We start from the raw sequence: 25,418 nt of genomic DNA, 5'->3' as shown, positions 1-25,418 counted from the left end.
AGTCCTGAGATTTCGGGATAGCATCTCAAAACCTAGCAACTTTTAAAACCTCCTACTTCAGCAAAATACCCAATCGAATACTCCCATAAAAATATCCTGAATTAGTATTAATCCCAGGATCATTTAATTCTCTTCCTCGATAAATGAAAGAATACGACATATTGAAATTGTTGTGGCGGTATTTTAAACCAAACTCGGCGTTGAAACGAAGCGGTTCTAAATCGAAAGTTACCGGACTTGTATCATTAAACATACTGCCTTCAATTGTAGCGTCATAAAATTGGTAATTGACGCTTGGCATCGCATAAAAGTAAAATTCGCGAATATTGTATTGTGGTGTCGCACTTACAGAAGCGTCGTGCAAATTAGAATCGTAAACAGGAAGCAGTTTCTTGAAGCCAATTCGAGTTAAAAATCCTGTCGAAACTCCCGTAAAAATAGTTCCCAAATTTGCCTCCGACTGAAAATGGACATCTATAAAATCATTGTGTTTGCTTGGGAATAATTTCTTCGAATACATAACATGCGCCTGAACGCCAAACGCGTTATGAATCTGATTTTCCCAGCCGTATACTTTTTTATAGCCAATAATATGATGAAAACTTTCCTGTGTTTCTTTTCCAAGTGCATTCGGCCCAAGAAAACCGAACTGAAAATCAGTCTTTAAAACCGATTCATTTTGGTAGAAAAAATTTCTTCCCGCTTCGGCAAAAAGATAACCTACAAAAGGGCGATCGTTTATATCTACAGAAGTTTCATTAATATATCTCGGATTGTAAATGTATTGCCCTAAACGAAATTCAGTAATCTTTTTATTGATTTTTTCATTTTCGTTTTTCGATAAAAATCGGTAAAAAAGCTCTAAACCATTTGTATAATACATGTCATTTTTAGACGAAGTATACAAATCGTTGTCTGTAATAAAACCTATTTCTGTTGTTTTTGCCTGTCCAAAACCCAATATTGACGTTAATAGAAAGAGCGCAATAAAGCAATTTTTACTTCCCATTATAATTGATTTTTCCAACGGCACGCATTTCGCGAACAATTCGCTGTTTACGTCTGTTAATATAACTTGAAGATCCCGTCGCTTTAAACTTTCGTGGGTTTGGCAAAATGGCTGCAATTCCGGCAGCTTGCATTGGGGTTAAGCTCGATGCATCACGACGGTACCAATGTTCTGTCGCGGCATAAGCGCCATAAACCCCATCCCCCATTTCGATACTATTCAAATACACTTCCATGATGCGTTCTTTGCCCCAGATAATTTCTATTAAAACAGTAAAATAAGCTTCTAAACCTTTACGAAAATAACTTTTGCCTTGCCATAAAAAGACATTTTTTGCGGTTTGCTGCGAAATCGTACTTCCACCTCGAATGCGGCGTCCGCGCTCGTTGCTTTTATATGCTTTTTGGAGCGCTTTGAAATCGAAACCATTGTGATATAAAAAAGTTCCGTCTTCACTCGCGATAACGGCTTTCTGCAAATTCATCGAAATTTTTTCAATTGGCTCCCAGTCGTGATCAAAATAAACTTCCTTTCCGCCCAATTTATTTTCAATTGCACGAATCAGCATCAACGGCGTAAAAGGAACCGGTACATATTTAAAAAGTATGACCGATCCAATCGAGAGTCCGAAAAACCATAACATTAATTTGATGAAAAACCATTTTACTTTTTCGCCAAAAGAGCGATTGCCTTTTTTAGCAGTTGGTTTTGGTTTGGTTGCTGTTGTTTTTTTTGGTGCTGGTTTTTTGGTTGCTGCCATTATATTAAATCTGCTAATTCTGTTCCTATTAAACTTCCAATTGCTACGCCCATGCCGCCTAAACGCACTCCACAAAACACGTTTTCAGACAGTTGAGAAACAACAGGTTTTTTACTGTTTCCTATTCCCATAATACCGCTCCAACGATGCGCGATCTGGAATTCCTGATTTGGTAAAATTACATTTTTCAGCAACTCCTCCAATTTATTTTGTACAATTTTCGTTTGCCCAAATTCGGTTGTATTTTCAGCTTCAAAATCTAGATTTCGTCCACCGCCAAGAAGTATTCTGTCGCCTATATTTCTGAAATAATAATAACCGCGGTCTAAATGAAAAGTGCCTCTAATATCTAAATTTTTGATAGGTTCTGTAATCAAAACCTGTGCTCTGGCAGGCTGAACGGCACCTTTTGTCAAAGTGTTAGCAAAACCATTTGTTGCAAAAAGTATTTTTTTGGATTTAAAAGTAAAATCGGCCAGCGCGATTTCTACTTGATTTCCTAAATCGGCATAACCTGTTACCGTTTGCTGATTCAGAATTAAAATATTTTCAGAAACCGCTTGCCGCAACAATTCCTGCATCATATTTCCGGTATCGATCTGCGCTTCAAAAGGATTAAAAATTAAATATTCCTGAATATTCTCAAATCCAAAACGATCAACTTCTTTCGAAAAAACATCGGCTTTAAAAAGCGGTTTTAGAATTTCATTAATAAAAGGCAATCTCGAAATACATTCAGAAAATCCAAGATTATCGTCTTTTAAAAATAATTCATATCCACCGTGAGGCTTAAAATCTATTGCTGTGTCGCCCAATCTTTTTCGAAGCAATTGCAAACCTTTCCAGCGTTTCTCAATAAGATTTACCACATCTTCTTCTGAATGTGTTTTTAAGTCTTCCAAAATTTCAGACAGGCTTCCGAAACAGGCAAAACCTGCATTTTTTGTACTTGCACCCTGTGGCAACATGCCTCGTTCTAAAACTAAAATTTTAGCAACAGGAAATCTTTCGCGCAAGCGCAATGCCGCGTGCAAACCTACAATACCGCTTCCAACAATCGTATAATCAACATTCGTGAACCAGTTTTTTAGTTCCCAGTAACTTAATTCCATTTGCCAATTTTTTATAAAAATAATGATTTTTTTATCCTAAAAAATAAATTTCAATTTTTAAAATCCAAATTCTAAAACTTTGTTTTAAACGGATTCTATTCGCCAAGAATTCATGAATTAATTTTGAAAATCAGTGAATTAGTGACGGAACATTCCTGTAAAAGTTTTGGATTTTTTATATTGGAATTTGAAATTACAAACTTTAACAGTAATTGGAATTTGGGATTTAAAAATTGGAATTTAATTGTTGTATTTTTAGCGCCACAAAAAATAGAATTTTTATTATGAAAAAAGTAGTATTAACAACCTTAATAATGATGAGTTTAAACGCTATCGGACAAAATGTAATGTCGCCAGAATTGTTATGGAAACTAGGAAGAGTGACGGCACTTGGACTTTCTAAAGATGAAAAAAATGTTGTTTTTAAGGTTTCAACTCCTTCTGTAGAAGAAAACAAATCGTCTTCAAAATTTTACATGCTCCCTGTTGGTGGCGGCACTGCAACTGAAATTAAAGACACAAAAGCTGTTTTGGCTGACAAAAATGTTTCGCCAGACGGAAAATTTTTAGTGTACAATGAAGAAGTAAAAATTGACAAGGTTTTAGGAAAAGATTTTTATCCGAAATTAGACAAATCAGACGCTCAAATTTATGACGGACTTGATTACCGTCATTGGGATACTTGGAATGAAGGGAAATTTAACCATGTTTTTTATAAAGAAAATAAAGAAGGTGCCACAGGAATCGATATTTTAAAAGGAGAAACTTTTGATTCTCCTCAAAAACCTTTTGGCGGAGACGAAGATTATATTTGGTCGCCAGAATCAAAAAGCATTTTATATGTATGCAAGAAAAAAGCGGGAACACAATATGCAATTTCTACGAACACAAATATTTATGAGTACAATTTAGAAACTCAAAAAACAATCAACAGAACCGAAGATAATTTAGGTTACGACACGGCACCGCAATTTTCTCCAACAGGAAATTTGACTTGGCTGCAAATGAAACGCGACGGATATGAGTCTGATAAAAACGATATTATTGTTGAATTTAAAGGAATCAAAACCAACTTAACTGCAAATTGGGACGGAACTGTAGATAATTTTATCTGGAGTAAAGATGGCAAAAACGTATTTTTTGTAGCGCCAGTTGATGGTACAAAACAACTTTTTACAGTAAACTTTCCGGGATTAACAAAAATTGCTATTCAAGTTCGTCAATTGACAAATGGAGATTTTGATGTAAATGATTTAGTTGGATTTGCAGGCGATGAAATTATCGTAACAAGATCTGACATGAATCATGCTGGCGAGATTTTTTCTTTTAATTTGAAGAAAAACACTTGGAAACAAATCTCAAACATAAATACAGAAACGTATAAAACATTAACTTTAAGCAAAACGGAAAAACGTTATGTTACTACAACTGACGGAAAAAAAATGTTGGTTTGGGTAATTTTGCCTCCAAATTTTGATGCTTCTAAAAAATATCCAACCTTATTATTCTGTCAAGGAGGACCACAATCTCCTTTGACACAATCGTATTCTTTCCGTTGGAATTTCTCATTAATGGCTGCAAAAGGCTATGTAGTTGTGGCGCCAAACCGTCGCGGAATGCCAGGACACGGTGTTGAATGGAATGAAAAAATCAGTAAAGACTGGGGCGGACAAGTTATGGACGATTACCTTTCTGCAATTGATGATGTTGCTAAAGAAAGCTATGTCGACAAATCTCGTTTAGGCTGTGTTGGCGCAAGCTACGGAGGATACTCAGTATTTTATTTAGCTGGAATTCACAACAAACGTTTCAAAACTTTTATCGCGCACGATGGTGTTTTCAATACCGTAAGCATGTTGGGCACCACAGAAGAAGTTTTCTTTAACAACTGGGATTTCGGCGGAGCGTACTGGGAAAAAGACAACGCTGTAGCTCAAAAAGCATACACGACTTTCAATCCTGCGACTTTGGTTCAGAACTGGAATACGCCAATCTTGATTTTTCAAGGAGGAAAAGATTTCCGTGTACCAATCGGGCAAGGGCAAGAAGCTTTTCAAGCTGCACAGTTAAGAGGCATTAAAAGCAGATTTGTTTATTTTCCAGATGAAAACCACTGGGTTTTAAAACCGCAAAATGCTCAGGTTTGGCAAGGAGAATTTTTTAAATGGCTGAGCGAAACACTTTAAGATACGATTTTTAAAATATTAATAGCCGGAGATTTTTTTATAATCTCCGGCTATTTTGTTTTTGAGACATTGAAATTATATAACACTTTAGCATTTATTTATCTTTTTAAAACAGTTTTTTTTAAATAAATTGCAGTAATTTCAAATTTAATCCCGAGGCGTCGGGGCCCAATCCCGCAAAATACCTATGGAGAGCAAAAAAAGTTATACAGCGATAAAAGTGCTTTTCAGCTATGTTGCATTACTGGCTCTGGTGATTACCGTTGGATGGTTTTTATATTCTGAAAATCAGGTTTACAATAAATTGGAAGATAAAATTGCGTTTGAAAAAACCAAGATTTTAAGAGTTAGCAAATTATTTTCGAATGTTTATAAAACGGAAAGCTTAGCCCGAAAAACGATTCAGACCAACTCTGAGAATGACTTTAAAAGCTATCTTATCGAAACCGATTCTCTCCGCTTACGAATTGATACTTTAAAGCAAATTGTTACGACCCAATATCAAAAAACTTTACTGGACAGCGTAACTTATTTACTGTCTGAAAAGACAAAAAACATAAAACAATTAAAGACGATTAAAAACAAAGCCGAAGATGAAGTTTCGGTAAATACAGCTATTGATGAAATTACTAAAATGGAGTTTAAACTCCGAAAATTAGAACTTCAGGATTTCAACAAAAACCCAAATCAATTAGGAAATTATCAGCGTAATGTACTTCAAAAATATGTCGATTATTTAAACCAAAATATTCCTGACGACAGCACAAACACACTTAGCAAAAAAGCATCAGATTCTATTTTGGCCAATTCTAAAAAGCTGTTGAGCAATGTAAAATTGAAAGCAGAAAAGAAAAAAGAATCGCTGAATTTTGAAGAAAATAAATTGCTTAAAAACGAAATTGCAATCTCTGATCAGCTTCGAAAAGTACTTCGAATTATAGAAAGAGAAATTATTATCAACTCGATAAAAAACAATTCCTTAAAAGAAAAATCACTTAAAAAAGTAAACGAAATCGTAACAGCTTCGGCGATTATTGGTCTAGTTCTGACATTGTTTTTTTCGATTTTAATTGTGAGCGATTACTCAAAATCTCAAGTTTACAAGAAACAGCTTGAAATTGCGAACTTCAAAACCAAGAATTTACTAAAAAGCCGTGAACAGTTGATTTCGACAGTAAGCCACGATTTAAAAACGCCTTTGAGCACTATTGTGGGTTATTCTGAACTTTTGGGCAATTCTGATGTAAATACGAAACAGTCCTATTTTATTAAAAATATTAAAAACTCTTCTGAATATATTACACAGCTGGTTCAAGATTTATTGGATTTTTCTAAGATTGAAGCTGGAAAAATTTCTATAGAAAAAGTGCCTTTTGTTTTGCCAGAAATAATCGATGAAGTTGCCAAAAGTATTCAGACTGTTTACAAGCAAAAAAACATCGATCTTGTTATTAATGTTGATGAAAAACTGAACGCTAAAATTGTGGGTGATCCTTTTCGATTGAAACAAATTTTGAGCAATCTTATCGGAAATGCCTATAAATTTACCGAAGAAGGTTTTATCAGAATCAGCGCATATCTTGCTGAAAATGAAAACTTTCTTACTATTACTATTGAGGATACCGGAATTGGAATCGAAAAAGAAAATCAGAAATTAGTTTTTGAAGAATTTGCTCAAGCCAATGAAAATATCGAGAAAAAATATGGAGGAACAGGTTTAGGCCTATCTATTTGCAAAAAAATTATTTCGGCTTTAGGAGGCAGTTTAGAATTAGAAAGTGCCTTCGGAAAAGGAAGTGTTTTTGAAATTCAGCTTCCGTTGCTTTTTGACACAAGTACAAATTCAGTTCCAGAAGTTAAAAAGCAGGTTTCTCAAAATATAGAAGCACAAACTTTTATAGTTATTGATGATGATATTAATCTTTTGAATTTGACAAGTGGTGTTTTGAGACAAGAAAAACATCAGGTCTTATCTTTTAATAGTGCTATTAAAGCATTAGAAGCGATTCAGCAGACAAATTTTGATTTTGTGATTACAGATATTCAAATGCCAGAAATGGATGGTTTTGGATTCCTTCAAAAACTAAAAACTACTGATGTTTACAAAAATCAGCCTGTGATTGCGCTGACCGGAAGATCTGATCTAGATTCGTCTGTTTATGCTGATGCCGGATTTACAACGGTAATTAAAAAACCTTATTCTCCCAAAATATTATTAGAGACTATTAGACTAATTTTAGAAAATGATACTTTGCCAAAAGTGGAGATTAATGATGTTGAAGAAAAAACATTTTCTAAATTGTATTCTTTAGAAACTTTAAAAGAGTTTTTAGGAAACGATACTGTTGCGCTTAACGAAGTTTTAAAATCTTTTATAGAAAGCAGCAATGAAAATTTAACATTTTTAGAAAATGCAATCGCCGAAGAAAATGTACCAGAAATAAATTCAATTGCACATAGAATTGCACCGATGTTCAAGCAAATTGAAGCCCGAGAAATTGGCGGACTTTTGAAAGCACTAGAAAAAAATGATTTTGAAATTTCTGATTTAAAAGATATTTATAAGGTTTTAAAATCAAAAACAGAGTCGCTTTTTAAGGCTCTTCAAAAGGAAATTGTTTAAAAGAAAAAGAAAGTAGACATGAATTTTCACGAATTTGATTAAGGAAAATTAGCATTCAATTTTAATCAATATTGTATTGCTTCAATTTATTATAAAGTGTTTTTCTTGTAATTTTAAGAAGTTTTGCCGCTTCCGATTTATTATTCTGTGTTTTAGATAAAGCATGAATAATTGTTTCTTTTTCATTTTCAGACAAAGAAAACGAACTAACCGTTTCTATCGTATTTTGCTTTTGAATCTGAAAAAATTCTGCTGGCAAAACATCACTTTCAATAAATTCTCCGCGCGACAAAAGAGTCGCCCGTTTTACACAGTTTTGCAATTCACGTAAATTTCCTGGCCAATTGTATTTCTGAAAAATAGCTACGACCTCTGGAGAGAATCCAATAATTTCCTTATTCAATTGCTGATTGGCTTTTTCCAAGAAATAATCGGCAAAGACCATTAAGTCCTCTTCTCTATCTTTTAATGAAGGAGAAAGAATAGAGAATTCATTGATTCTATGGTATAAATCTTCTCTAAAATCGCCGTTTTTTACTGCTTCTCGCAAATCTTCATTTGTGGCGGTAATAATGCGGATATCAACGTTAATTTCTTTATTGCTTCCAACAGGTTTGATTTTTCGTTCCTGAAGCGCTCTTAATAACTGAATTTGATTTTCGTAGGAAAGATTTCCAATTTCATCTAAGAAAATAGTTCCGCCATTTGCAGCCTCAAAATAACCCATTTTATCGCTGATTGCCCCAGTAAAAGATCCTTTTAAATGACCAAAAAATTCGCTTGCTGCCAACTCTTTCGGTATTGCGCCACAATCTACTGCAATGAAATTATTGTTTTTGCGATTACTTTGCTGATGAATACTTTTTGCAATGATTTCTTTTCCAGTACCGCTTTCTCCAATAATCAATACCGACATATCCGTTGGGCTTACCAATTGAATGTGATCCAGCAATTTTCTAGAAGCGACAGAAATTCCTTTTACAAATTCGTTTTCAGATGAAGTTTGTTTTTTAACTGATTTCTTGGCAACAGCTGGAGTTTCCTCTATTTCTGTTTCTGTAGTCTGCAGTGCATTTGTTATAACTAATAAAACCTCATCCGGATTAAATGGCTTTGAGATATAATCTGCAGCGCCATTTTTTATTGCTTTCACAGCAGTATTTACATCTGAGTAACCTGTCATAAGTACAACAGGAATGTCAGGATTTGAAATTTTAAATTCAGACATAAGTCCAATACCGTCCGAATCTGGCAAACGCAGATCGGTCAGAATCAAATCAAAAGATTCTTTTTTCATTGCTAATCGTGCTTCTTCAGCCGAGAAAGCAATGGTTACGTCGTATGCTTTTTTTATTAGAAATTTTTCTAATAATTTGCAAAACGCAATATCATCTTCTATCAGTAATATCTTTGACATCTGTTTTTTGGGACTTTTTTGCTAAAATAATACTATTAAAGTTGTATTTTCACAAAATTATGCAAAAAAAAAGAGATTGCTACGAGCAATCTCTTTTTCACCAAAAACATAAATCTAATTCACCTAATTATATTTTCAACCAATTGCCATTGACATCTGAGTAAACAGTAGCCTTTTGGTCACCAACTGATATTTCGAGTTTATACTCTTTTTTTTCGTTTACATACGCTTTATCTAGTTTTGCACCAGGATAAGCAGTTTCTAGAGCTGTTTTTACTGCTGCAGGAACTGCATCAGTACCAACTTCTTTATACTCATTTTGAAAATTTACAGCAATCTTTACATCGGCATCATTTGTCGTCGTTGTAGTTGCATGCAGTGATAAACTTCCTAAAATAATTGCTGTTGATAAGATTAACTTTTTCATAATGTCCTTTTTAAAAATTATTTTTTAATGATGTTTCCAGAAGCATCTGTAAAAACAGTATACTTTTTGTCACCACTAGAAATTTCTAGTTTGTACTCGTTCTTTTCGTTTTTATACGCTTTTTCTAGCTTAGTGTTCGGAAAAGACTTTTCAATAGTTGACTTTACTGTAGCTGGAACAGCATCTGCACTAACTTCAGTAAATTCATCTTGAACATTTATTGATTTAACAATTGAATTTGTTACAACAGCATTTGCTGCATGCATTGACAAACTACCTAAAACAATAGCTGCCGAAAGGATTAACTTTTTCATAATGAGGTGATTTTAATAATTAATTTATTTTTTAATAATATTTCCTTGAATATCGGTGTACACAATAGATTTTACATCTCTTACCAAAATTTCAATTTTATATTCTTTTTTGTCGTTTACATAAGCTTTTTCAAGTTTTACACCTGGATAAGCGTTATCCAAAGCTGTTTTTATAGCTGCCGGAACAGCATCAACTTCTTTATATTCGTCTTGAAACTTTACTGATTGTATATTTGAATTTTTTTCAGTAGTTGCAGCTTGTGTTGACAACCCTCCTAATAGGATTGCTGCCGATAAGATTAACTTTTTCATAATTATAGTTTTTTAGTTAGTTGGTTATTTTTTGATCCAAGATCCATCTGCGTTAGCATAAAGAGAACCAACTTTGTCTCCTACTGTAATTTCTAATTTATATTGAGAAGCAGCATTTTTGTATGCTTTATTTAAAACTGCATCTGGATACGCTTTTTTCAGCGCTTCAGTAACTGCAGTTGGAACTTCTTCTACTTTAATTTCTGTATATTCTTCTTGAATAGAAATTGTTTTTACGATTGTATTAGTTACTGGTGAAGTTGAAGCAAATGATGTAAAACCTCCCAAAACGATTGCGGCTGATAAAAATAAATTTTTCATAGTGTGTATATTTTAATGAGTTAATTGATAATTTAATTATGGATTAGGATTATTTTTTAATCCAAGTTCCATCTGCGTTAGCATAAAGAGCACCTACTTTGTCTCCTACAGCTACTTCTAATTTATATTCTGATTTTGCATTTTTGTATGCTTTTGTCAATACTGCATCTGGATATGCTTTTTTAAGAGCGTCAGTTACTGCAGTTGGCAGTTCTACTACTTTAATTTCTGTATATTCTTCTTGAATAGAAATTGTTTTTACGATTGTATTAGTTATTGGTGAAGTCGAAGCAAATGAAGTTAAACTTCCCAAAACGATTGCGGCTGATAAAAATAAATTTTTCATAGTGTGTATATTTAATGAGTTAATTGAGTTTTTAATAGGATAGATTATTTTTTAATCCAAGTTCCATCTGCATTAGCGTAAAGAGAACCTACTTTTTCTCCTACAGTTACGTCTAATTTATATTCTGATTTTGCATTTTTATATGCTTTTGAAAGTACTGCATCTGGAAAAGCTTTTTTCAAAGCTTCCGTAATTGGAGCCGGAATTTCTTCTAGTTTAATTTCTGTATATTCATCTTGAATTGAAATCGTTTTTACAATAGAATTTGTTACTGGAGAAGTAGAAGCGAATGATGTTAAACCTCCCAATACTATAGCGGCTGATAAGAATAGATTTTTCATAATGTATATATTTTAAATAGTTTGATAATTGTTTACGCTTTAGATAATGAAATTATCATGCCGTAACCAACATTTCTTAGTCTCCATCCCAAAAAGCCTTATTTTACAGTAGTTTAAGAGATTTGCGCCAAAATTTATCAATATATAAAAGTGTGTAATTTTATAAAAAGTGTGTAAAAAGTATACACAAATTGTGTTTACTAAGGATACAAATGACAAAAACCCGAAAGATTTTATAAATCTTTCGGGTTCATATTTATGTAAAACAAAAAAGGCTGTCAGAATTGACAGCCTTTAAATTATTCTATTGTATTCATTTTAAAAGTATCCATAAAAGCAGTTGTATAATCTCCTGCAATATATCTTGGATCATCCATTAATTGTCTATGGAATGGTATTGTAGTTTTCACACCTTCAATAACAAATTCATCTAAAGCTCTTCTCATTTTGCTGATAGCTTCTTCACGAGACTGCGCTGTTGTAATTAACTTAGCAATCATTGAATCGTAATTTGGAGGAATACTGTAACCAGAATAAACGTGCGTATCTAAACGTACTCCATGTCCGCCTGGCATATGAAGCGTAGTAATTTTTCCTGGTGAAGGACGAAAATCATTATAAGGATCTTCAGCATTAATACGGCATTCGATAGCATGTAATTGCGGCAAATAGTTTTTCCCTGAAATCGGAATTCCAGCTGCAACCATAATTTGCTCACGAATCAAATCATAATCAATAACTTGCTCAGTAATTGGGTGCTCTACTTGGATACGTGTATTCATTTCCATGAAATAGAAATTTCTGTGTTTGTCTACAAGAAATTCTACTGTTCCAGCTCCTTCGTATTTAATGAATTCAGCAGCTTTTACAGCAGCTTCTCCCATTGCAGTACGCAATTCGTCTGTCATGAAAGGTGAAGGCGTTTCTTCAGTTAATTTTTGGTGACGACGCTGAACAGAACAATCTCTTTCAGAAAGGTGACATGCTTTTCCGTAAGAATCTCCAACAACCTGAATTTCGATATGACGTGGCTCTTCGATAAGTTTCTCCATGTACATACCGTCATTTCCAAATGCAGCAGCAGCTTCCTGACGTGCACTTTCCCAAGCTTTCAACAGTTCATCTTCTTTCCAAACGGCACGCATTCCTTTTCCGCCACCACCAGCAGTTGCTTTAAGCATAACTGGGTAACCAAATTCTTTAGCTAATTTTTGTGTTTGTTCAAAAGATTCTAATAATCCTTCTGAACCTGGTACACATGGAACTCCTGCTGCTTTCATTGTCGCTTTTGCAGAAGCTTTATCTCCCATTCTATCAATCATTTCAGGAGCGGCACCAATAAATTTGATTCCGTGCTCTTGACAAATTTTAGAGAATTTAGCATTCTCTGAAAGAAATCCATATCCTGGATGTATTGCGTCTGCATTCGTAATTTCTGCAGCGGCAATAATATTTGACATTTTCAAATACGATAAGTTACTTGGAGGGGGACCAATACAAACCGCTTCATCAGCAAACTTTACATGTAGACTTTCTGCATCTGCTGTAGAGTAAACTGCTACAGTTTTGATTCCCATTTCCTTACATGTACGAATTACACGAAGTGCAATTTCTCCTCTATTCGCAATTAATATTTTTTTAAACATCTTTTTAAAATTAGATAATTAGATAATTAGATAATTGGATAATTAGATTTTAAGCACTTCCGAAAAAGTCTGAAATCTAAAAATCTAACGATCTAAAATTAAGATGGATCAACTAAAAATAAAGGTTGGTCAAATTCTACAGGAGACATATCGTCAACAAGAATTTTTACAATTTTACCTGAAACTTCTGATTCGATTTCGTTAAATAATTTCATTGCTTCAATCACACAAAGAACATCACCTTTTGCAATAGTACTTCCTACTTCAGTAAAAACTGGTTTGTCTGGAGATGGTTTTCTATAAAAAGTTCCGATAATTGGAGATTTTATAGTAATAAATTTAGAATCTTCAGCTGGAGCAGATACCTCGCTAGTTACGTTTACGACAGCTGGAGCAGTTTGTGGAGCAACTGCTTGTGGCAATTGTGCCTGAGCTGGCAATTGTTGTACATATGTAGTTTCAGTCACATTTCCTTCTAAAGTAGTTCTGATGGTGATTTTTACATCATCCATTTCTAACTTTACTTCTGCAACTCCCGAATTTGCTACAAATTTGATTAGGTTTTGAATTTCTTTTAAATCCATAATGATTCGTTTTTAGTTTTAATTTATTTTGTATCGTAAGCCCATTTTAAATAGATAGATCCCCAAGTGAATCCACCACCAAAAGCAGCAAAAATAATATTATCTCCTTTTTTGAATAGGTGTTCAAAGTCACTTATTACTAATGGCAAAGTTGCAGAAGTTGTATTACCATATTTTTCAATATTCATTAATACTTTAGAATCGTCAAGATTCATTCTGCTTGCAGTTGCATCAATAATACGTTTATTTGCCTGATGCGGTACTAACCAATTTACATCTTCGTTAGTCAAATTATTTCTCTGAACGATTAATTCGCTGGCATCAGCCATATTAGTTACAGCATATTTAAAAACGGTTTTTCCGTCTTGAATAATATTATGTTGTCTGTTTTTTACGGTCTCCTCAGTAGTTGGTATTAGAGAACCTCCGGCAGGAATTTTAAGAAAATCGCGTCCTACGCCATCGCTTCGTAAGTATTCATCTTGCAAGCCTAAGCCTTCATAATTTGGTTCGAACAAAACTGCTCCTGCTCCATCTCCAAAAATAATACAAGTCGATCTGTCTGTATAATCTACAATTGATGACATTTTATCAGCACCAATTAATAATACTTTTTTGTAACGTCCTGACTGCACATAAGCTGCTGCAGTAGACATTCCGTATAAGAAACTTGAACATGCTGCCTGCAAATCGTATGCAAATGCATTAGTAGCTCCAATTTCTGTTGCAACATAAACTCCTGTAGAGGCTACCGGCATATCTGCAGTAGCTGTTGCCATTATAACCATATCAATCTCTAACGGATCAATATTAGCTTTTTTTATTAAATCCTGTGCTGCTTTAATGGCAAGAAACGATGTTCCTTTATCAGCATCTTTAAGAATTCTTCTTTCTTTAATTCCGGTACGAGTAGTGATCCACTCATCATTAGTATCGACCATTGTTTCTAATACTTTGTTTGAAAGTACAAAGTCAGGAACATAGGCTCCAACAGCGGTAATTGCGGCTGTGATTGTATTCATTATATTTTATTATTTCCTTTCAAACACAGTGCATTTGAAAAATTTTTAAAAGACTTGAAAATTACAAAAAAAAACGAAATTAATTTGTAGATAATTTCTTAAAAAAAGAAAATTGTAACCAACAAAAAAAACTCTCACTATGTGAGAGTTCCAGTATCATTTACAAAAACGTATTAAGCAACCGCTACAGATTTATCGATAACAACTTGCCCTCTGTAATACATTTTACCTTCATGCCAGTAAGCTCTGTGGTATAAATGTGCTTCTCCAGTAATAGGACATGTAGCGATTTGAGCTACAGTAGCTTTATAATGTGTTCTTCTCTTATCTCTTCTTGTTTTCGAGATTTTTCTCTTAGGATGTGCCATTTTACTATATTATTTATCCGTTAATAGTTGCTTTAATTTGTCCCAGCGCGGGTCAATATCTTCTTCTTTTTTACTCTCTTGTTTTTCTTCTTTGACTTCTTTTACAGTCAGTTCATTTAGTTTTTTCAAGGCTTCAGTTTGCAAACTGCCGTCTTTTACTCCTGGATGAACTCGTTTTAGCGGTACCGAAAGCGCAATCATTTCATAAATGTATTGCTGTACATCTATTTCGTGCTCTCCGTGTGGTAAAATCAACAACTCTTCGTTATCGTTATTGAATTCATCTCCAAAGCGAACAATTAATTTCATTTTCCCTTTTATAGGAAGATCAAAATCTTCGCCTGTTAGATCACAAGGTACATTTACAGTTCCTTTGTGTTTGAATTCCAACTCTAACATGTTGCTTTTCTTATCTAAAACTAAATTCACTTTGATATCCGAACTTTGAAATTCGTCGTAATCAAAGTTCTCAAAGAACGTGTTACTTATTTGATACTCAAAATGGTGTTTTCCCAGCTTTAATCCTATGAAAGGAATTAAAAATTCTTTTGTTTTGCTCATTTCAACATCAATTTGACCAACTCGTATCTAAAACTCAGATACCTGAATTGGGGTGCAAAGATATAAAATTATTATAAAACTAATAATCTTATTCACCTTTTTTTGTTTATAACTGTTTTTCTTTTATTTTAAGAGGTTTTTGGCTAATCTCCTCATACTGATTACGCGAACGAAAAATATCTATCGCGAGATAAACTGCCTCTTTAAACGAATTAAAATCTGCCATATCTTTTCCAGCAATATCATAGGCTGTACCGTGATCTGGCGAGGTTCTCACTTTGTTTAAACCTGCCGTATAATTTACTCCTTTTCCAAAAGATAATGTTTTAAAAGGAATCAATCCTTGATCGTGATAGGTCGCCACAATAGCATCATATTTTTCATATTGACCGCTTCCAAAAAATCCATCAGCAGGAAATGGCCCAAATACCATCGTTCCGGCATCAAATATTTTCTTCAAGGCTGGTTTTAAAACCAAATCATCTTCTTTACCAATAACTCCTCCATCACCAGCATGAGGATTTAATCCTAATACAGCAATTTTTGGTTTTACTATGCTAAAATCTTGAATCAGCGATTTTCTTACTGTCTCAATTTTTCTTGTAATTAATTCTTCTGTTAAGTGAGAAGAGACTTCATTCAATGGCACATGATCCGTTAACAAACCCACTCTCAAATTATCCTGAACCATCATCATAAGAGCATTACCCTCTAATTCTTGATTCAGATAATCTGTATGTCCTGGAAATTTAAAATCTTCTGACTGAATGTTATATTTATTTATCGGAGCTGTAACAAGTACATCTATCAAATCTTCTTTTAAAGCTTTGGTTGCTGCTACAAAAGATTTTATAGCATACTCGCCGATCTTTTCATCATTTTGACCTAAATTTATATCAACGCCTTCTTTCCATAAATTAAATACATTTACTTTTCCAGGCAAAACTTGATCTAATTTATCAATTCCATGAAATTGAACTGATGAAGTAAAACTTTTTTTTACGAAAGAAAGTATTTTGGCATTGGCAAAAATAACTGGCGTACACATCTCCAACATGCGAGAATCTTCGAATGTTTTAAGTATAACTTCGCTTCCAATACCGTTTAAATCTCCAATTGAAATTCCAACAATTATATTTTCTGCTTTTTTATTCATGAGCTCAGCTTATTTATTACTAATTTTGATGTGCAAATTTAGTAAAATAAAACAACAATGTTCACAGGAATTATAGAAACCCTAGGAAGGGTTCACGAAATACAAAAAGATCAAAACAATCTTCACGTTACAGTTGAGTCTTCTTTTACAAATGAATTAAAAATTGACCAAAGCGTTTCGCATAACGGAATTTGCCTGACTGTCGTTAACATAACAGATTCTTTTTATACCGTAACGGCTATTGATGAAACTATTTTAAAGACAAATATTGGAGATTGGAACGTAAATGACATTATTAATTTAGAAAGAGGAATGAAGCTTGGCGACCGTCTTGACGGTCATATCGTGCAAGGCCATGTAGATCAAACCGGAACTTGTATTAAGATCGAAGAAGCAAACGGAAGCTGGAACTATACTTTTGAATACGACTCAAACCTCAACAATATAACAATAGAAAAAGGTTCTATTACTGTAAATGGAGTAAGTCTTACCGTTGTAAATTCTAAAACAAATGAATTTAGCGTTTCGATTATACCTTATACTTTTGAGCACACCAATTTCAAAAACTTTAAAGTTGGAACAAAAATAAATTTAGAATTTGATGTTGTCGGAAAATACATCTCTAGACTTTACTCGATCAGCAAATAAAGCAAAAAAGACAATTTCGCAAAAAAAGCTTCAATTTACATTGAAGCTTTTTTCATTTTGTTCTTATAAATAACTACAGTTCCGAAGATTAATCCTGCAGCTAATAAAATTAAAAGATTTGTATCTAATGGTGTTTCTTGTCCTGGCGGGTCTGGCCTAGGGTCTGGCGGAGCTTGCGACAAAACATTCGACACATTTGCTATAACTAAGCAAAATGCTAAAAAAATAGTTTTATTTATTTTCATAAGTTAAACCTGCTATAAGCAAGTGCGATATTAATTAGACTTGGGGCCTGATAATAGAAATTTCGTACAAAACCTTGATTTATAACGCTTTTCTTTGACAAATGTATAAGATTTTTGCAAAAAAGCAACTTTAAACACAAAAAAAAAGCTTCATAAAGATTTATGAAGCTTTGGAGTGGTCCCACCTGGGCTCGAACCAGGGACCACCTGATTATGAGTCAGGTGCTCTAACCAGCTGAGCTATAGGACCGGTTTGAGGATGCAATATTACTACTATTTTTAATTCACTCCAAATATTTTAGGATATGATTTGTATTTAATTTCAAATAGCAATCCTCATATTTTAAAACACAATTGATTCTCAATGTCTTATTTGAAATCAAAAAACATTATTTTTTTACTTAATTTCCTGACAAAGCTCTACTAAAACGCCATTTGTATTTTTTGGATGCAGGAAAGCGACCAATTTATTATCAGCGCCTTTTTTAGGAACTTCGTTTATCAGCACAAAACCTTCACTTTTCAAGCGGGAAATTTCGGCATGAATATCTTCTACATCAAAAGCAATATGATGAATTCCTTCTCCTTTTTTTTCTAAAAATTTAGCAATCGGACTTTCTGGATTTGTTGCCATTAAAAGTTCAATTTTATTAACTCCTGTTTGAAAAAAAGAAGTTAATACACCTTCGCTTTCGACAGTTTCCATTTTATAAGACGGAATGCCTAACAATTTTTCAAACAATACATTTGCGTCGTCTATGTTTTTAACGGCAATTCCAATATGTTCTATTTTATTTACCATAGTATTATTGATTGATATAAGTATTAAAATAACCGCATTCTGCAATTACATCTTGGTAATATTTCGTGTCTGAATAGTCTTTCTTTAAAGTTTTAAAACCATTCCAAGCAAGGAAATTAATTTTATCATCGTCAACACTCCACCAATTGGTTACATTATTATACTTATTGTTATAATATTCGTTTCGTTCACATTTTGAAATCAAATACACGCATTTTGCTTTTTGTTCTTTTGACGTTGCAGCTTCAAATGCTTTTTGATAATACATTTTTGGAACATCGCAATTGGTAATCATTTTTTTCATTGAATCGCGGAAAGAATATGGACTAGAACCGTATCCGACAATATTAATTTCATAGAAAGTCCTTCCGTTTCCAAAATGTGTGATATTATAAAATGCATTTCCTAGCAGAAAACTATTTGTATACACGTCTTCTTTTTGAGCTAATTTATCCTGCATTGATTTTATTGTAGTCAGGAATTCTAATTGCGAATATTTCTTCTTCTGATACGCCGCGTGTTCACAATCATGACAGTCTTTAATATTTCCATTAAATGGATTTCCTAAAAAAGTATAATACTGCACCGAATCTGTTTGTTGTATAAAAGCAATTGCTTCTGGAATTTTATTCTTGAAAGTAGACTGAACTGCTTGAAAATTATTTATGTCTTTTAATTTTAGACTATAAATCCCAGCAGCAATTTTCTCGATCTCCGTTTTATTTGGCTTAGCCAAAAAAGCTTTCATATCCAGTAAATTCTTTTCGTTATCATAAAAAGAATTACCATCGTTCCAATAATTATCGCGCGATTCATTAAACAATTCTGCCATGACCGGATTTGCTTTTGCGCTATAAAGTATAGCTAAATAATTTTTGCTCCACTGTGCCGCATTTTGATAACGAAACTCCAATCCTTTATAGTTTTTTGGAAGTTCTTGATAAAGCCAATTTAAATCGGCTAAAATTGTTTTTTCGTTTTTATCTGTCAGCTTATCTATTTTGCTTAGATTATTTACAAAGCGAAGTAATCGCAGTTGGTATTTTGCCAATTCTGTCTGTGGCATTGTTTTTTCTGCTTTATCATAATTAGCATCCGCAACAGCGAAATCGCCTTTTAGAGTTTGGAGATAACCTAAAGCAATATTCCACAAATATGGCTTTTCAGTATTTCCTGCTGTTGCTATTTTTGAAACAACATCAAATGCTTTTTTATTGATTTTAGCTAAATTTTCAGTTCTATTTTCTACAATTGTTTGATTTTTAACTGGCTGATTTTCTCCTGCGCTCTGCTTAAATGAATTATTCAAATCTTGCTCTTGTCTGTTTACCAAACGCGTAAGCAAATAATTAAGATGTTCGCTTTTTGCATCTAATTCATAAATTTTTTCAATTGCCTGAACTTCATCTTTATAATAACCATGAATTGCCCAAAGCGCTGCCTTTTCTTGATTATTTTTAGCCATTGCCAAAGACTTAGTCCAGTCAGCTTCATTTTTAGGATGAAAACTATAAGCTGTAACAATTCGCATTTCCGGACATTTGTCAAATACCTGTGCGTACAAATAATTTGAAGTTGCGTATTTTTTCTGCTGGTAATTTATTCCCGCCACATAAGAGAGCGCACGATAATATAAAGTGTTTTTTGGAACTGAATTTTCTGTCTCATTAAAAAACTGAATTGCTTTCTGCTTATTATTACTGTAGAAATAGGCTTTCATGGTAAGAAACCAATATCTGTTCTTTAGAAATGAATCTGCAGTTGTATTGTAAACATTCTCGATTGATTGAATCATTTTCAAATCATTAAACGTTTTCGCTACAACCGGATCATAACTCCAATAATCGTCTCCAATAGAAACCGTTTCAATTTTTTGTGCCAAATATAAAAACTCAATAAAACTTTTAATTTTAGCATCTTTCAAACTGATTTTCTTTCCCCATTTTAAAGACGTTTTATTATCTTTTTTGGTTTTGAAATACACATGAAGCTGTTCAATTTCGCTTTTGTTTTCAATAGTTTTATCTTTATCAGAATAGTACTTTGGCGATTCATCTCCAATTAAAAAATAATTTACAGTTGCGGTATCGGCTTTTCCTTTAAGGTAAACTTCCCAATCTGATTGAATATTTTTATTGAATCTTGAATTATGTTCGGTATCAAAACCAATTCCGTAAAAAATTGAACCTGATAAAAATAGTGGTGTATACGATTTATCTGTAAAGGTTTCTGGCGTAAAATTAGAATTATCCAAAAAATAATCCCAATCGCCATCTGCGCAGGCATAAATTATTCCATAAGCAAAAAGTAAAACTGTACTAGAAACAAGAAATAACTTGTTCAAAAATATTTTTTTCATAATTTTTTAAATTGAATTCATCTAAATCGTAAAATATAATTTCTTTTGGATGCTCAGCCGTATTCTCCGATAATTGATCCGCCATTTCAATCAAGTTTTCAGATGAAAGAGCTTCTATTTTAAGCAAATCATTTTCTTCATAAAAAATGCCGTTTTTATAATTAGAATGTTTTGTTTTAAAAAAAATGGTGCTAATCTGCTGAAAATTTCCATCTTTTCTCAGTTCGCTTAGATTAAGTTTTGAGCGTAAACCAATCACTTTCTGATTTCTGATATGAATTGCCCAAGAATATATTGGCAAGGCAAAATCAAGATGCAGCGGATATTTCTTTAAGCTTGCCAGATATTTTTTAGCGATTTTTTCGCTGTAAATAGAATTTAAAGAATCGTTTGCAATTGTTCCCATATTATAATACATCAAAACACCAGAATCAACATTTGGAATTTTTGTCTTTTTGAAATATTTCACCTGATGCAGACGAATTGTCGCCGAGAGTTTTTTCCGAGAAAGCGTTTTAAATTTTTCTATAAATTTAAGATAATTGTCTTTACTTTTCAGTGTCCAATCGCAGTCAATCTGAATTTCTTTGCAGTCAATTTTATTTTTCGAATTTATTTCTTCGACTAAACGAACTGTCTTTTGAGCCAAATCATTTATATCAATATTCGACAAAAGCATGACTTTATTTTGAATAAAAATTACAGGAACAATTTCAAAATTGCTAGTATTTTCTTGAAAATGAATCGGGCTTATTGGTATAGGCTGTTGTGTTTTAGGATGCAGGCCAACATCAAAATACCTGACGTAAAGTTTATTTACTTTATTATCATGCAAAATCTCTTTCTCGGTTTCAGAAAACTTCAAGATTGTTTTCCAATAATAAAAAGCAATAATTGGTCTGTTACTTTTACCGCAGGCAACGAGCAAAAAAAACAGGCAGCCTAAAAAAATTCTTTTTATCAAAACTAGCAGAAATTACATTTGAAATCAAAAGTAAGAAATTATGTGCCATTAGTGCTTTCAAATTCTTAAAAATAAGAAAAATCAAAACGGGCGAATCCTAATAAATAGATAAAAAATTTCGATTAAAGCAAATATAATCGTTATTTTGTGCAATCAAATTCAAAAACGATTATGTTGAAAAACAACTTAAAATATTTTTCATTTTTACTGGTATTTTTAATGATGAGCTGTGCCAAAAGAGGCAGTATAACAGGTGGACTAAAAGATACTCTTGCTCCTGTTTTAAGATCAAGTTCGCCTAAAAATTTCAGCACTGATTTTAAGGGAGACGAAATCATTCTGACATTTGATGAATACATAAAACTTAAAAACATAAACAAACAGCTTATCGTTTCGCCACCTATGAAACATGAGCCCGTTATTACACCTACTAACGTAAGTAAATTTATCAGCATCAAAATCAAAGACACCTTACAGCCAAACACAACATATAGTTTGAATTTTGGTCAAAGTATTGCCGATAATAATGAAGGAAATGCGATCAATCAATTTAAATATGTTTTTTCGACCGGATCTTATATTGATTCGCTTTCTATAAGCGGTATCATTAAGGATTCTTATGAAAAAAATGTAGACAATTTTGTTTCTGTAATGCTGTACGAAGTAAACGATAAATTTAAAGATTCTGCTGTTTATAAGGAATACCCGAGGTACATTACAAACACTTTAGACAGTTTGCGTACTTTTAAATTAGAAAATCTAAAAGCCGGAAAATATCTTTTAGTGGCGATGAAAGACAAATCTGGAAATAATCGATATAATCCCAAAGATGATAAAATCGGGTTTATAAAGCATCCTATTACGATACCAAACGACACTATTTTTGAATTAGAATTATTTAAGGAAACGCTTCCGCTGAAAACACTGAAACCTATTCAGGTATCTGGAAACAGATTGTTTCTTCCTTATGATGCAAAACAGAGTTTCAAACTTTCTAAGCCAAAAATCACCATTAGAAATAATAATGAAGTTGTAGAATCTATTGTAACACAATTTCCTAAAAAAGATTCATTGCAAATTTGGTATAAACCAATAAAAGTCGACTCGCTTTCTTTAGAAGTGAACGCTGAGAACTACAACAAAAAATTCAATTTTAAGATTAAAGACCAGAAAAAAGACACACTGAACATCACGGCACTTCAAAATGGTATTATTAATTTCAGAGACAGGTTTACGCTTGAAACTGCAACGCCTTTGGTTAAATTTGATAAATCTAAAATCAAGTTAATCAATAAAGATTCGACTGCTGTAGATTTTACTACAGAATATAATGAGTTTGAACAAAAATTGTATGTAGATTTCAAAAAAGAGCCTTTAGAAAAGTATAAATTTACTTTCTTGCCGGGCGCATTGACTGATTTCTATGATAAAACAAACGATACTTTAACATATAAACTAAGCACGAAGGAATTAGAAGATTACGGAAATTTAGTGTTGAATTTACAGAATGTAAAACGCTTTCCTATTATCGTTGAAATAACCAATAAAAAAGGTGACAACGTTATTGCGACTGAATATTCTGAAGGAAAAACCAAAATCGAATTCAATTTATTAGAGCCAGAAGAATTTACTGTCCGAATTATATACGACGACAACAAAAATAAAATTTATGATTCTGGTAATTTCTTAACCAAGACATACTCAGAAGAAGTCTTTTATTTCCAGAAAGCAGTTGATGTCCGCGCGAATTGGGATGTAGATCAAGCAATTGATATGAGTGTTCCTTTTAATCCGGAAGTGGAGAAAAAAGAAGACGCGAAAAAGAAAAAAGAAGAAGTCAAAAAACGGAAAGCTTTTTAGATTTTAATTTCGAAAAAATCTTTATCACTCAAAAAATCGAGTTTTTCTCGGGTTTCCAACATTTTATTTTTATCTAAGTCAACCACAAAAGCATTTTCTGTTTCTTGTGGTTCTAGAATATAATTGCCTAAATAATCAACTGCTTGCGAATGTCCAATATATTCGTAGTTATTCGCATCTACTCCTATTCTATTTACTCCAATTACATAGCTTAAGTTCTCGATTGCTCGTGCTTTTAACAAGGCATCCCATGCGTTTGTACGCACTTTTGGCCAATTAGCAACATACAAAAGCAAATCATAATTTTCGACATTTCTTGCAAAGACAGGAAATCTCAGATCGTAGCAGATCTGCAGGCAAATTTTCCAATTTAAGTACTTAACAATTACTTTTTGAGTTCCTGCAGTATAAGACTGATCTTCTCCAGCCAATGTAAACAAATGACGTTTGTCATAATATTTAAGTTCTCCTGACGGAAAAACAAACAACATTCGATTATAATATTGTTCGTTTTCGATGATAATTACACTTCCTGTAACGGCGCAGTTTTTTTGTCTCGCTATCGCCTTCATCCACAAAAATGTTTCGCCTTCCATAGGTTCGGCTACAGGTAAAGCATTCATAGTAAATCCGGTAGAAAACATTTCTGGAAGAACGATCAAATTTACTTCAGAATCGATTTTATTTATTTTCGATTCCAAGTTTTTTCTGTTTTTAGAAGCATCTTCCCAATAAAGATCTGATTGTATAAGTGCGATTTTCATACTTCAAAAATACGAATTTTATAAAACACTTTCTATGAGTTTTAGAAATCAGACGGTTCTGCACATTTATACAAAGGATTGGGGATGCATGAAGGAAATTTTTTCGAAACAAAAGAACCTAAAACTAAAATCGCCAAGGATCAAATTGGCCCTAACAATGTCTTTAACGCCAGATTATTATAGGGATTGGCCGACAAATTATCTGAACCAGAATGCATTGAATGGCCAATTTTTAAAACAACCGATATTGTGATGAAGAATTAGAAAAGAATCTTTTTAAAACTGGCTCAATTTTTAATGAAGAATTGGGATTAAATAAAAAGTACACTTGGAACTGCCTTCTTATACGATTGTAATTTTTCGTCACTTGGATCAACCTCCGTTACAACGTAATCAACCTCAGATAAGTTGGCAATTTTCATTTTTAGAACCGTATCAAGTTTTTCAGAAATAGTCAAAATTGCTTTTTTTTCAGAAGCCTGAATCATTGCTTTTTTTACCTGAACGGTTTCCCAGTCAGAATCTGAGAATCCGCCTTCGATATCTAAAGCATTGGTTCCTAATAGTAATAAATCGACTTTTATATTTGCCAATTGATTATACACATCGCCGCTCACACACATTTGGCTGTACGAAGAAATACTGCCCCCAATCATGATAATTTTAACATTCGGCTTATCTAAAAGTTCAACCGCAGATAAAACGGTAACCGTGAAAATAGTAAGATTTAAATCATTGGGAATTAAGCGAATGAATTCACGAATTGTAGTACCGCCACCAATTAACAGAACCATTCCGTCATGAAGAAGTCCTAAAGTTTTTTGCGCAATAATTTGTTTAGATTCGCCTGCATAAGTTTGATTGGATGAAGAATGGTGATATGCTTTTGTCATCGCACCCCCTTTTACTTTTATCAATAAAGATTCTGATTCAAGTTCATTTATATCACGTCTTATAGTATCTTCTGAAACAAATAATTTAGCCGAAAGCGTTTCGAAACTTACACGGGTATGCAAGTTAATCTCTTTTAAAATAAGATTTTTACGTTCTTCCTTACTGTAATTTACTGCTTCATTATCATTATTCATGCGAATTATTTTTAAACAAATTTAAACAATAAATGCAATAATATTGCGAAACAAAGCACAACACAAACAAACAAAAAGATAATCACTCTATTTTAAAGACATTTAAGCAAGAATTGCTTTTGCATTTTTTGCAGAAAAGAATTTATTGCAAAAAGTCAACCCTTTTAATCAAAAAAAGCAGCT

Annotated in this window: 26 protein-coding genes and 1 tRNA gene; 4 read left to right on the top strand and 23 right to left on the bottom strand. The window is 32.9% G+C overall.

Going from position 1 to position 25,418, the window contains the following annotated elements; genetic code table 11:
* Window positions 1-52: 52 nt before the first annotated feature.
* Genes IR010_RS14425 through IR010_RS14415 form a run of 3 tightly spaced genes read right to left on the bottom strand, consistent with a single transcriptional unit; the run spans window position 53 to window position 2,881 of the window.
* Complete coding sequence (locus IR010_RS14425; RefSeq protein ID WP_194604803.1) at window positions 53-1,009, bottom strand: lipid A deacylase LpxR family protein; 957 nt, start codon at window positions 1,007-1,009, stop codon at window positions 53-55.
* Window positions 999-1,769: a monofunctional biosynthetic peptidoglycan transglycosylase gene (mtgA, locus tag IR010_RS14420; RefSeq protein WP_029270749.1), complete on the bottom strand. Its 771-nt coding sequence runs from the start codon at window positions 1,767-1,769 to the stop codon at window positions 999-1,001. The genes IR010_RS14425 and mtgA overlap by 11 nt, the downstream gene beginning before the upstream one ends.
* On the bottom strand, window positions 1,769-2,881 hold the full coding sequence (locus IR010_RS14415) for an NAD(P)/FAD-dependent oxidoreductase (RefSeq protein WP_194604800.1): 1,113 nt from the start codon (window positions 2,879-2,881) through the stop codon (window positions 1,769-1,771). Before IR010_RS14415 ends, mtgA begins: the two co-directional genes overlap by 1 nt.
* 284 nt (window positions 2,882-3,165) lie before the next feature.
* Between IR010_RS14415 and IR010_RS14410 the strand changes: the two genes are divergently transcribed.
* On the top strand, window positions 3,166-5,067 hold the full coding sequence (locus tag IR010_RS14410) for a S9 family peptidase (RefSeq protein ID WP_194604797.1): 1,902 nt from the start codon (window positions 3,166-3,168) through the stop codon (window positions 5,065-5,067).
* A gap of 187 nt (window positions 5,068-5,254) precedes the next feature.
* Complete coding sequence (locus IR010_RS14405) at window positions 5,255-7,690, top strand: hybrid sensor histidine kinase/response regulator (protein ID WP_194604794.1); 2,436 nt, start codon at window positions 5,255-5,257, stop codon at window positions 7,688-7,690.
* A 61-nt stretch (window positions 7,691-7,751) separates the two neighbouring features.
* Here the strand turns inward: IR010_RS14405 and IR010_RS14400 are convergent, their stop codons facing one another.
* From IR010_RS14400 to pdxA, 13 genes are all read right to left on the bottom strand, one after another.
* The gene (locus IR010_RS14400; protein ID WP_029270757.1) at window positions 7,752-9,107 is read right to left on the bottom strand and encodes a sigma-54-dependent transcriptional regulator; all 1,356 of its coding nucleotides are present in this window, start codon (window positions 9,105-9,107) and stop codon (window positions 7,752-7,754) included.
* Window positions 9,108-9,234: 127 nt separating this feature from the next.
* Window positions 9,235-9,534, bottom strand: a complete 300-nt coding sequence (locus tag IR010_RS14395; RefSeq protein WP_029270759.1) for a hypothetical protein — start codon at window positions 9,532-9,534, stop codon at window positions 9,235-9,237.
* 17 nt (window positions 9,535-9,551) lie between these two features.
* Window positions 9,552-9,848, bottom strand: coding sequence for a PepSY-like domain-containing protein (locus tag IR010_RS14390; RefSeq protein WP_194604791.1), 297 nt, complete (start codon window positions 9,846-9,848; stop codon window positions 9,552-9,554).
* A 24-nt stretch (window positions 9,849-9,872) separates the two neighbouring features.
* Window positions 9,873-10,160: a hypothetical protein gene (locus IR010_RS14385; protein ID WP_029270763.1), complete on the bottom strand. Its 288-nt coding sequence runs from the start codon at window positions 10,158-10,160 to the stop codon at window positions 9,873-9,875.
* Between the two features lie 24 nt (window positions 10,161-10,184).
* Window positions 10,185-10,481 (bottom strand): hypothetical protein, encoded by a 297-nt coding sequence (locus tag IR010_RS14380; RefSeq protein WP_194570321.1) that lies wholly within the window; start codon window positions 10,479-10,481, stop codon window positions 10,185-10,187.
* Between the two features lie 49 nt (window positions 10,482-10,530).
* Window positions 10,531-10,827: a hypothetical protein gene (locus IR010_RS14375; RefSeq protein WP_029270767.1), complete on the bottom strand. Its 297-nt coding sequence runs from the start codon at window positions 10,825-10,827 to the stop codon at window positions 10,531-10,533.
* A gap of 44 nt (window positions 10,828-10,871) precedes the next feature.
* Window positions 10,872-11,168, bottom strand: coding sequence for a hypothetical protein (locus IR010_RS14370; RefSeq protein WP_029270769.1), 297 nt, complete (start codon window positions 11,166-11,168; stop codon window positions 10,872-10,874).
* A 299-nt stretch (window positions 11,169-11,467) separates the two neighbouring features.
* Entirely contained in the window at window positions 11,468-12,814 is a 1,347-nt protein-coding gene (accC, locus tag IR010_RS14365) for an acetyl-CoA carboxylase biotin carboxylase subunit (RefSeq protein ID WP_194604788.1), read from the bottom strand.
* A 98-nt stretch (window positions 12,815-12,912) separates the two neighbouring features.
* Window positions 12,913-13,398 (bottom strand): acetyl-CoA carboxylase biotin carboxyl carrier protein, encoded by a 486-nt coding sequence (gene accB, locus IR010_RS14360; RefSeq protein ID WP_029270773.1) that lies wholly within the window; start codon window positions 13,396-13,398, stop codon window positions 12,913-12,915.
* Window positions 13,399-13,421: 23 nt separating this feature from the next.
* Entirely contained in the window at window positions 13,422-14,420 is a 999-nt protein-coding gene (locus IR010_RS14355; protein WP_029270774.1) for a beta-ketoacyl-ACP synthase III, read from the bottom strand.
* A 173-nt stretch (window positions 14,421-14,593) separates the two neighbouring features.
* Window positions 14,594-14,788, bottom strand: a complete 195-nt coding sequence (rpmF, locus tag IR010_RS14350; protein ID WP_007137315.1) for a 50S ribosomal protein L32 — start codon at window positions 14,786-14,788, stop codon at window positions 14,594-14,596.
* 9 nt (window positions 14,789-14,797) lie between these two features.
* Window positions 14,798-15,349, bottom strand: coding sequence for a YceD family protein (locus IR010_RS14345; protein ID WP_029270778.1), 552 nt, complete (start codon window positions 15,347-15,349; stop codon window positions 14,798-14,800).
* Between the two features lie 106 nt (window positions 15,350-15,455).
* Window positions 15,456-16,505, bottom strand: a complete 1,050-nt coding sequence (pdxA, locus tag IR010_RS14340) for a 4-hydroxythreonine-4-phosphate dehydrogenase PdxA (protein WP_194604785.1) — start codon at window positions 16,503-16,505, stop codon at window positions 15,456-15,458.
* Window positions 16,506-16,562: 57 nt separating this feature from the next.
* Between pdxA and IR010_RS14335 the strand changes: the two genes are divergently transcribed.
* Window positions 16,563-17,153 carry a riboflavin synthase gene (locus IR010_RS14335; RefSeq protein ID WP_194570319.1) on the top strand — a complete coding sequence of 197 codons (591 nt, stop codon included), beginning with the start codon at window positions 16,563-16,565 and terminating at the stop codon, window positions 17,151-17,153.
* Between the two features lie 35 nt (window positions 17,154-17,188).
* On the opposite strand, the gene IR010_RS14330 is transcribed toward IR010_RS14335, so the two are convergent.
* The 5 genes from IR010_RS14330 to IR010_RS14310 all read right to left on the bottom strand — a co-directional run bounded on the left by IR010_RS14330 (window position 17,189) and on the right by IR010_RS14310 (window position 21,523).
* Window positions 17,189-17,398, bottom strand: a complete 210-nt coding sequence (locus IR010_RS14330; RefSeq protein ID WP_029270784.1) for a hypothetical protein — start codon at window positions 17,396-17,398, stop codon at window positions 17,189-17,191.
* A 176-nt stretch (window positions 17,399-17,574) separates the two neighbouring features.
* Window positions 17,575-17,648, bottom strand: a tRNA-Ile gene (locus IR010_RS14325).
* A gap of 147 nt (window positions 17,649-17,795) precedes the next feature.
* The gene (gene mce / locus IR010_RS14320) at window positions 17,796-18,200 is read right to left on the bottom strand and encodes a methylmalonyl-CoA epimerase (RefSeq protein ID WP_194570316.1); all 405 of its coding nucleotides are present in this window, start codon (window positions 18,198-18,200) and stop codon (window positions 17,796-17,798) included.
* A 4-nt stretch (window positions 18,201-18,204) separates the two neighbouring features.
* Window positions 18,205-20,559: a hypothetical protein gene (locus IR010_RS14315; RefSeq protein ID WP_194604782.1), complete on the bottom strand. Its 2,355-nt coding sequence runs from the start codon at window positions 20,557-20,559 to the stop codon at window positions 18,205-18,207.
* On the bottom strand, window positions 20,519-21,523 hold the full coding sequence (locus tag IR010_RS14310; RefSeq protein WP_194604779.1) for a hypothetical protein: 1,005 nt from the start codon (window positions 21,521-21,523) through the stop codon (window positions 20,519-20,521). Before IR010_RS14310 ends, IR010_RS14315 begins: the two co-directional genes overlap by 41 nt.
* A 171-nt stretch (window positions 21,524-21,694) precedes the next feature.
* On the opposite strand from IR010_RS14310, the gene IR010_RS14305 reads away from it, so the two are divergent.
* Window positions 21,695-23,383 (top strand): Ig-like domain-containing protein, encoded by a 1,689-nt coding sequence (locus tag IR010_RS14305; protein WP_194604775.1) that lies wholly within the window; start codon window positions 21,695-21,697, stop codon window positions 23,381-23,383.
* Here the strand turns inward: IR010_RS14305 and IR010_RS14300 are convergent.
* Both IR010_RS14300 and IR010_RS14295 read right to left on the bottom strand, forming a co-directional pair.
* Window positions 23,380-24,147 carry a nitrilase family protein gene (locus tag IR010_RS14300; RefSeq protein ID WP_194604771.1) on the bottom strand — a complete coding sequence of 256 codons (768 nt, stop codon included), beginning with the start codon at window positions 24,145-24,147 and terminating at the stop codon, window positions 23,380-23,382. The two genes, IR010_RS14305 and IR010_RS14300, sit on opposite strands and share 4 nt — an antisense overlap.
* Window positions 24,148-24,458: 311 nt before the next feature.
* Window positions 24,459-25,235: a DeoR/GlpR family DNA-binding transcription regulator gene (locus tag IR010_RS14295; protein ID WP_194604768.1), complete on the bottom strand. Its 777-nt coding sequence runs from the start codon at window positions 25,233-25,235 to the stop codon at window positions 24,459-24,461.
* Between the last annotated feature and the right edge of the window lie 183 nt (window positions 25,236-25,418).

The sequence above is a fragment of the Flavobacterium sp. MR2016-29 genome (genome assembly GCF_015350695.1).
In the GTDB taxonomy this organism is placed as follows: domain Bacteria; phylum Bacteroidota; class Bacteroidia; order Flavobacteriales; family Flavobacteriaceae; genus Flavobacterium.
This window is presented reverse-complemented; position numbering and strand designations above follow the sequence as displayed.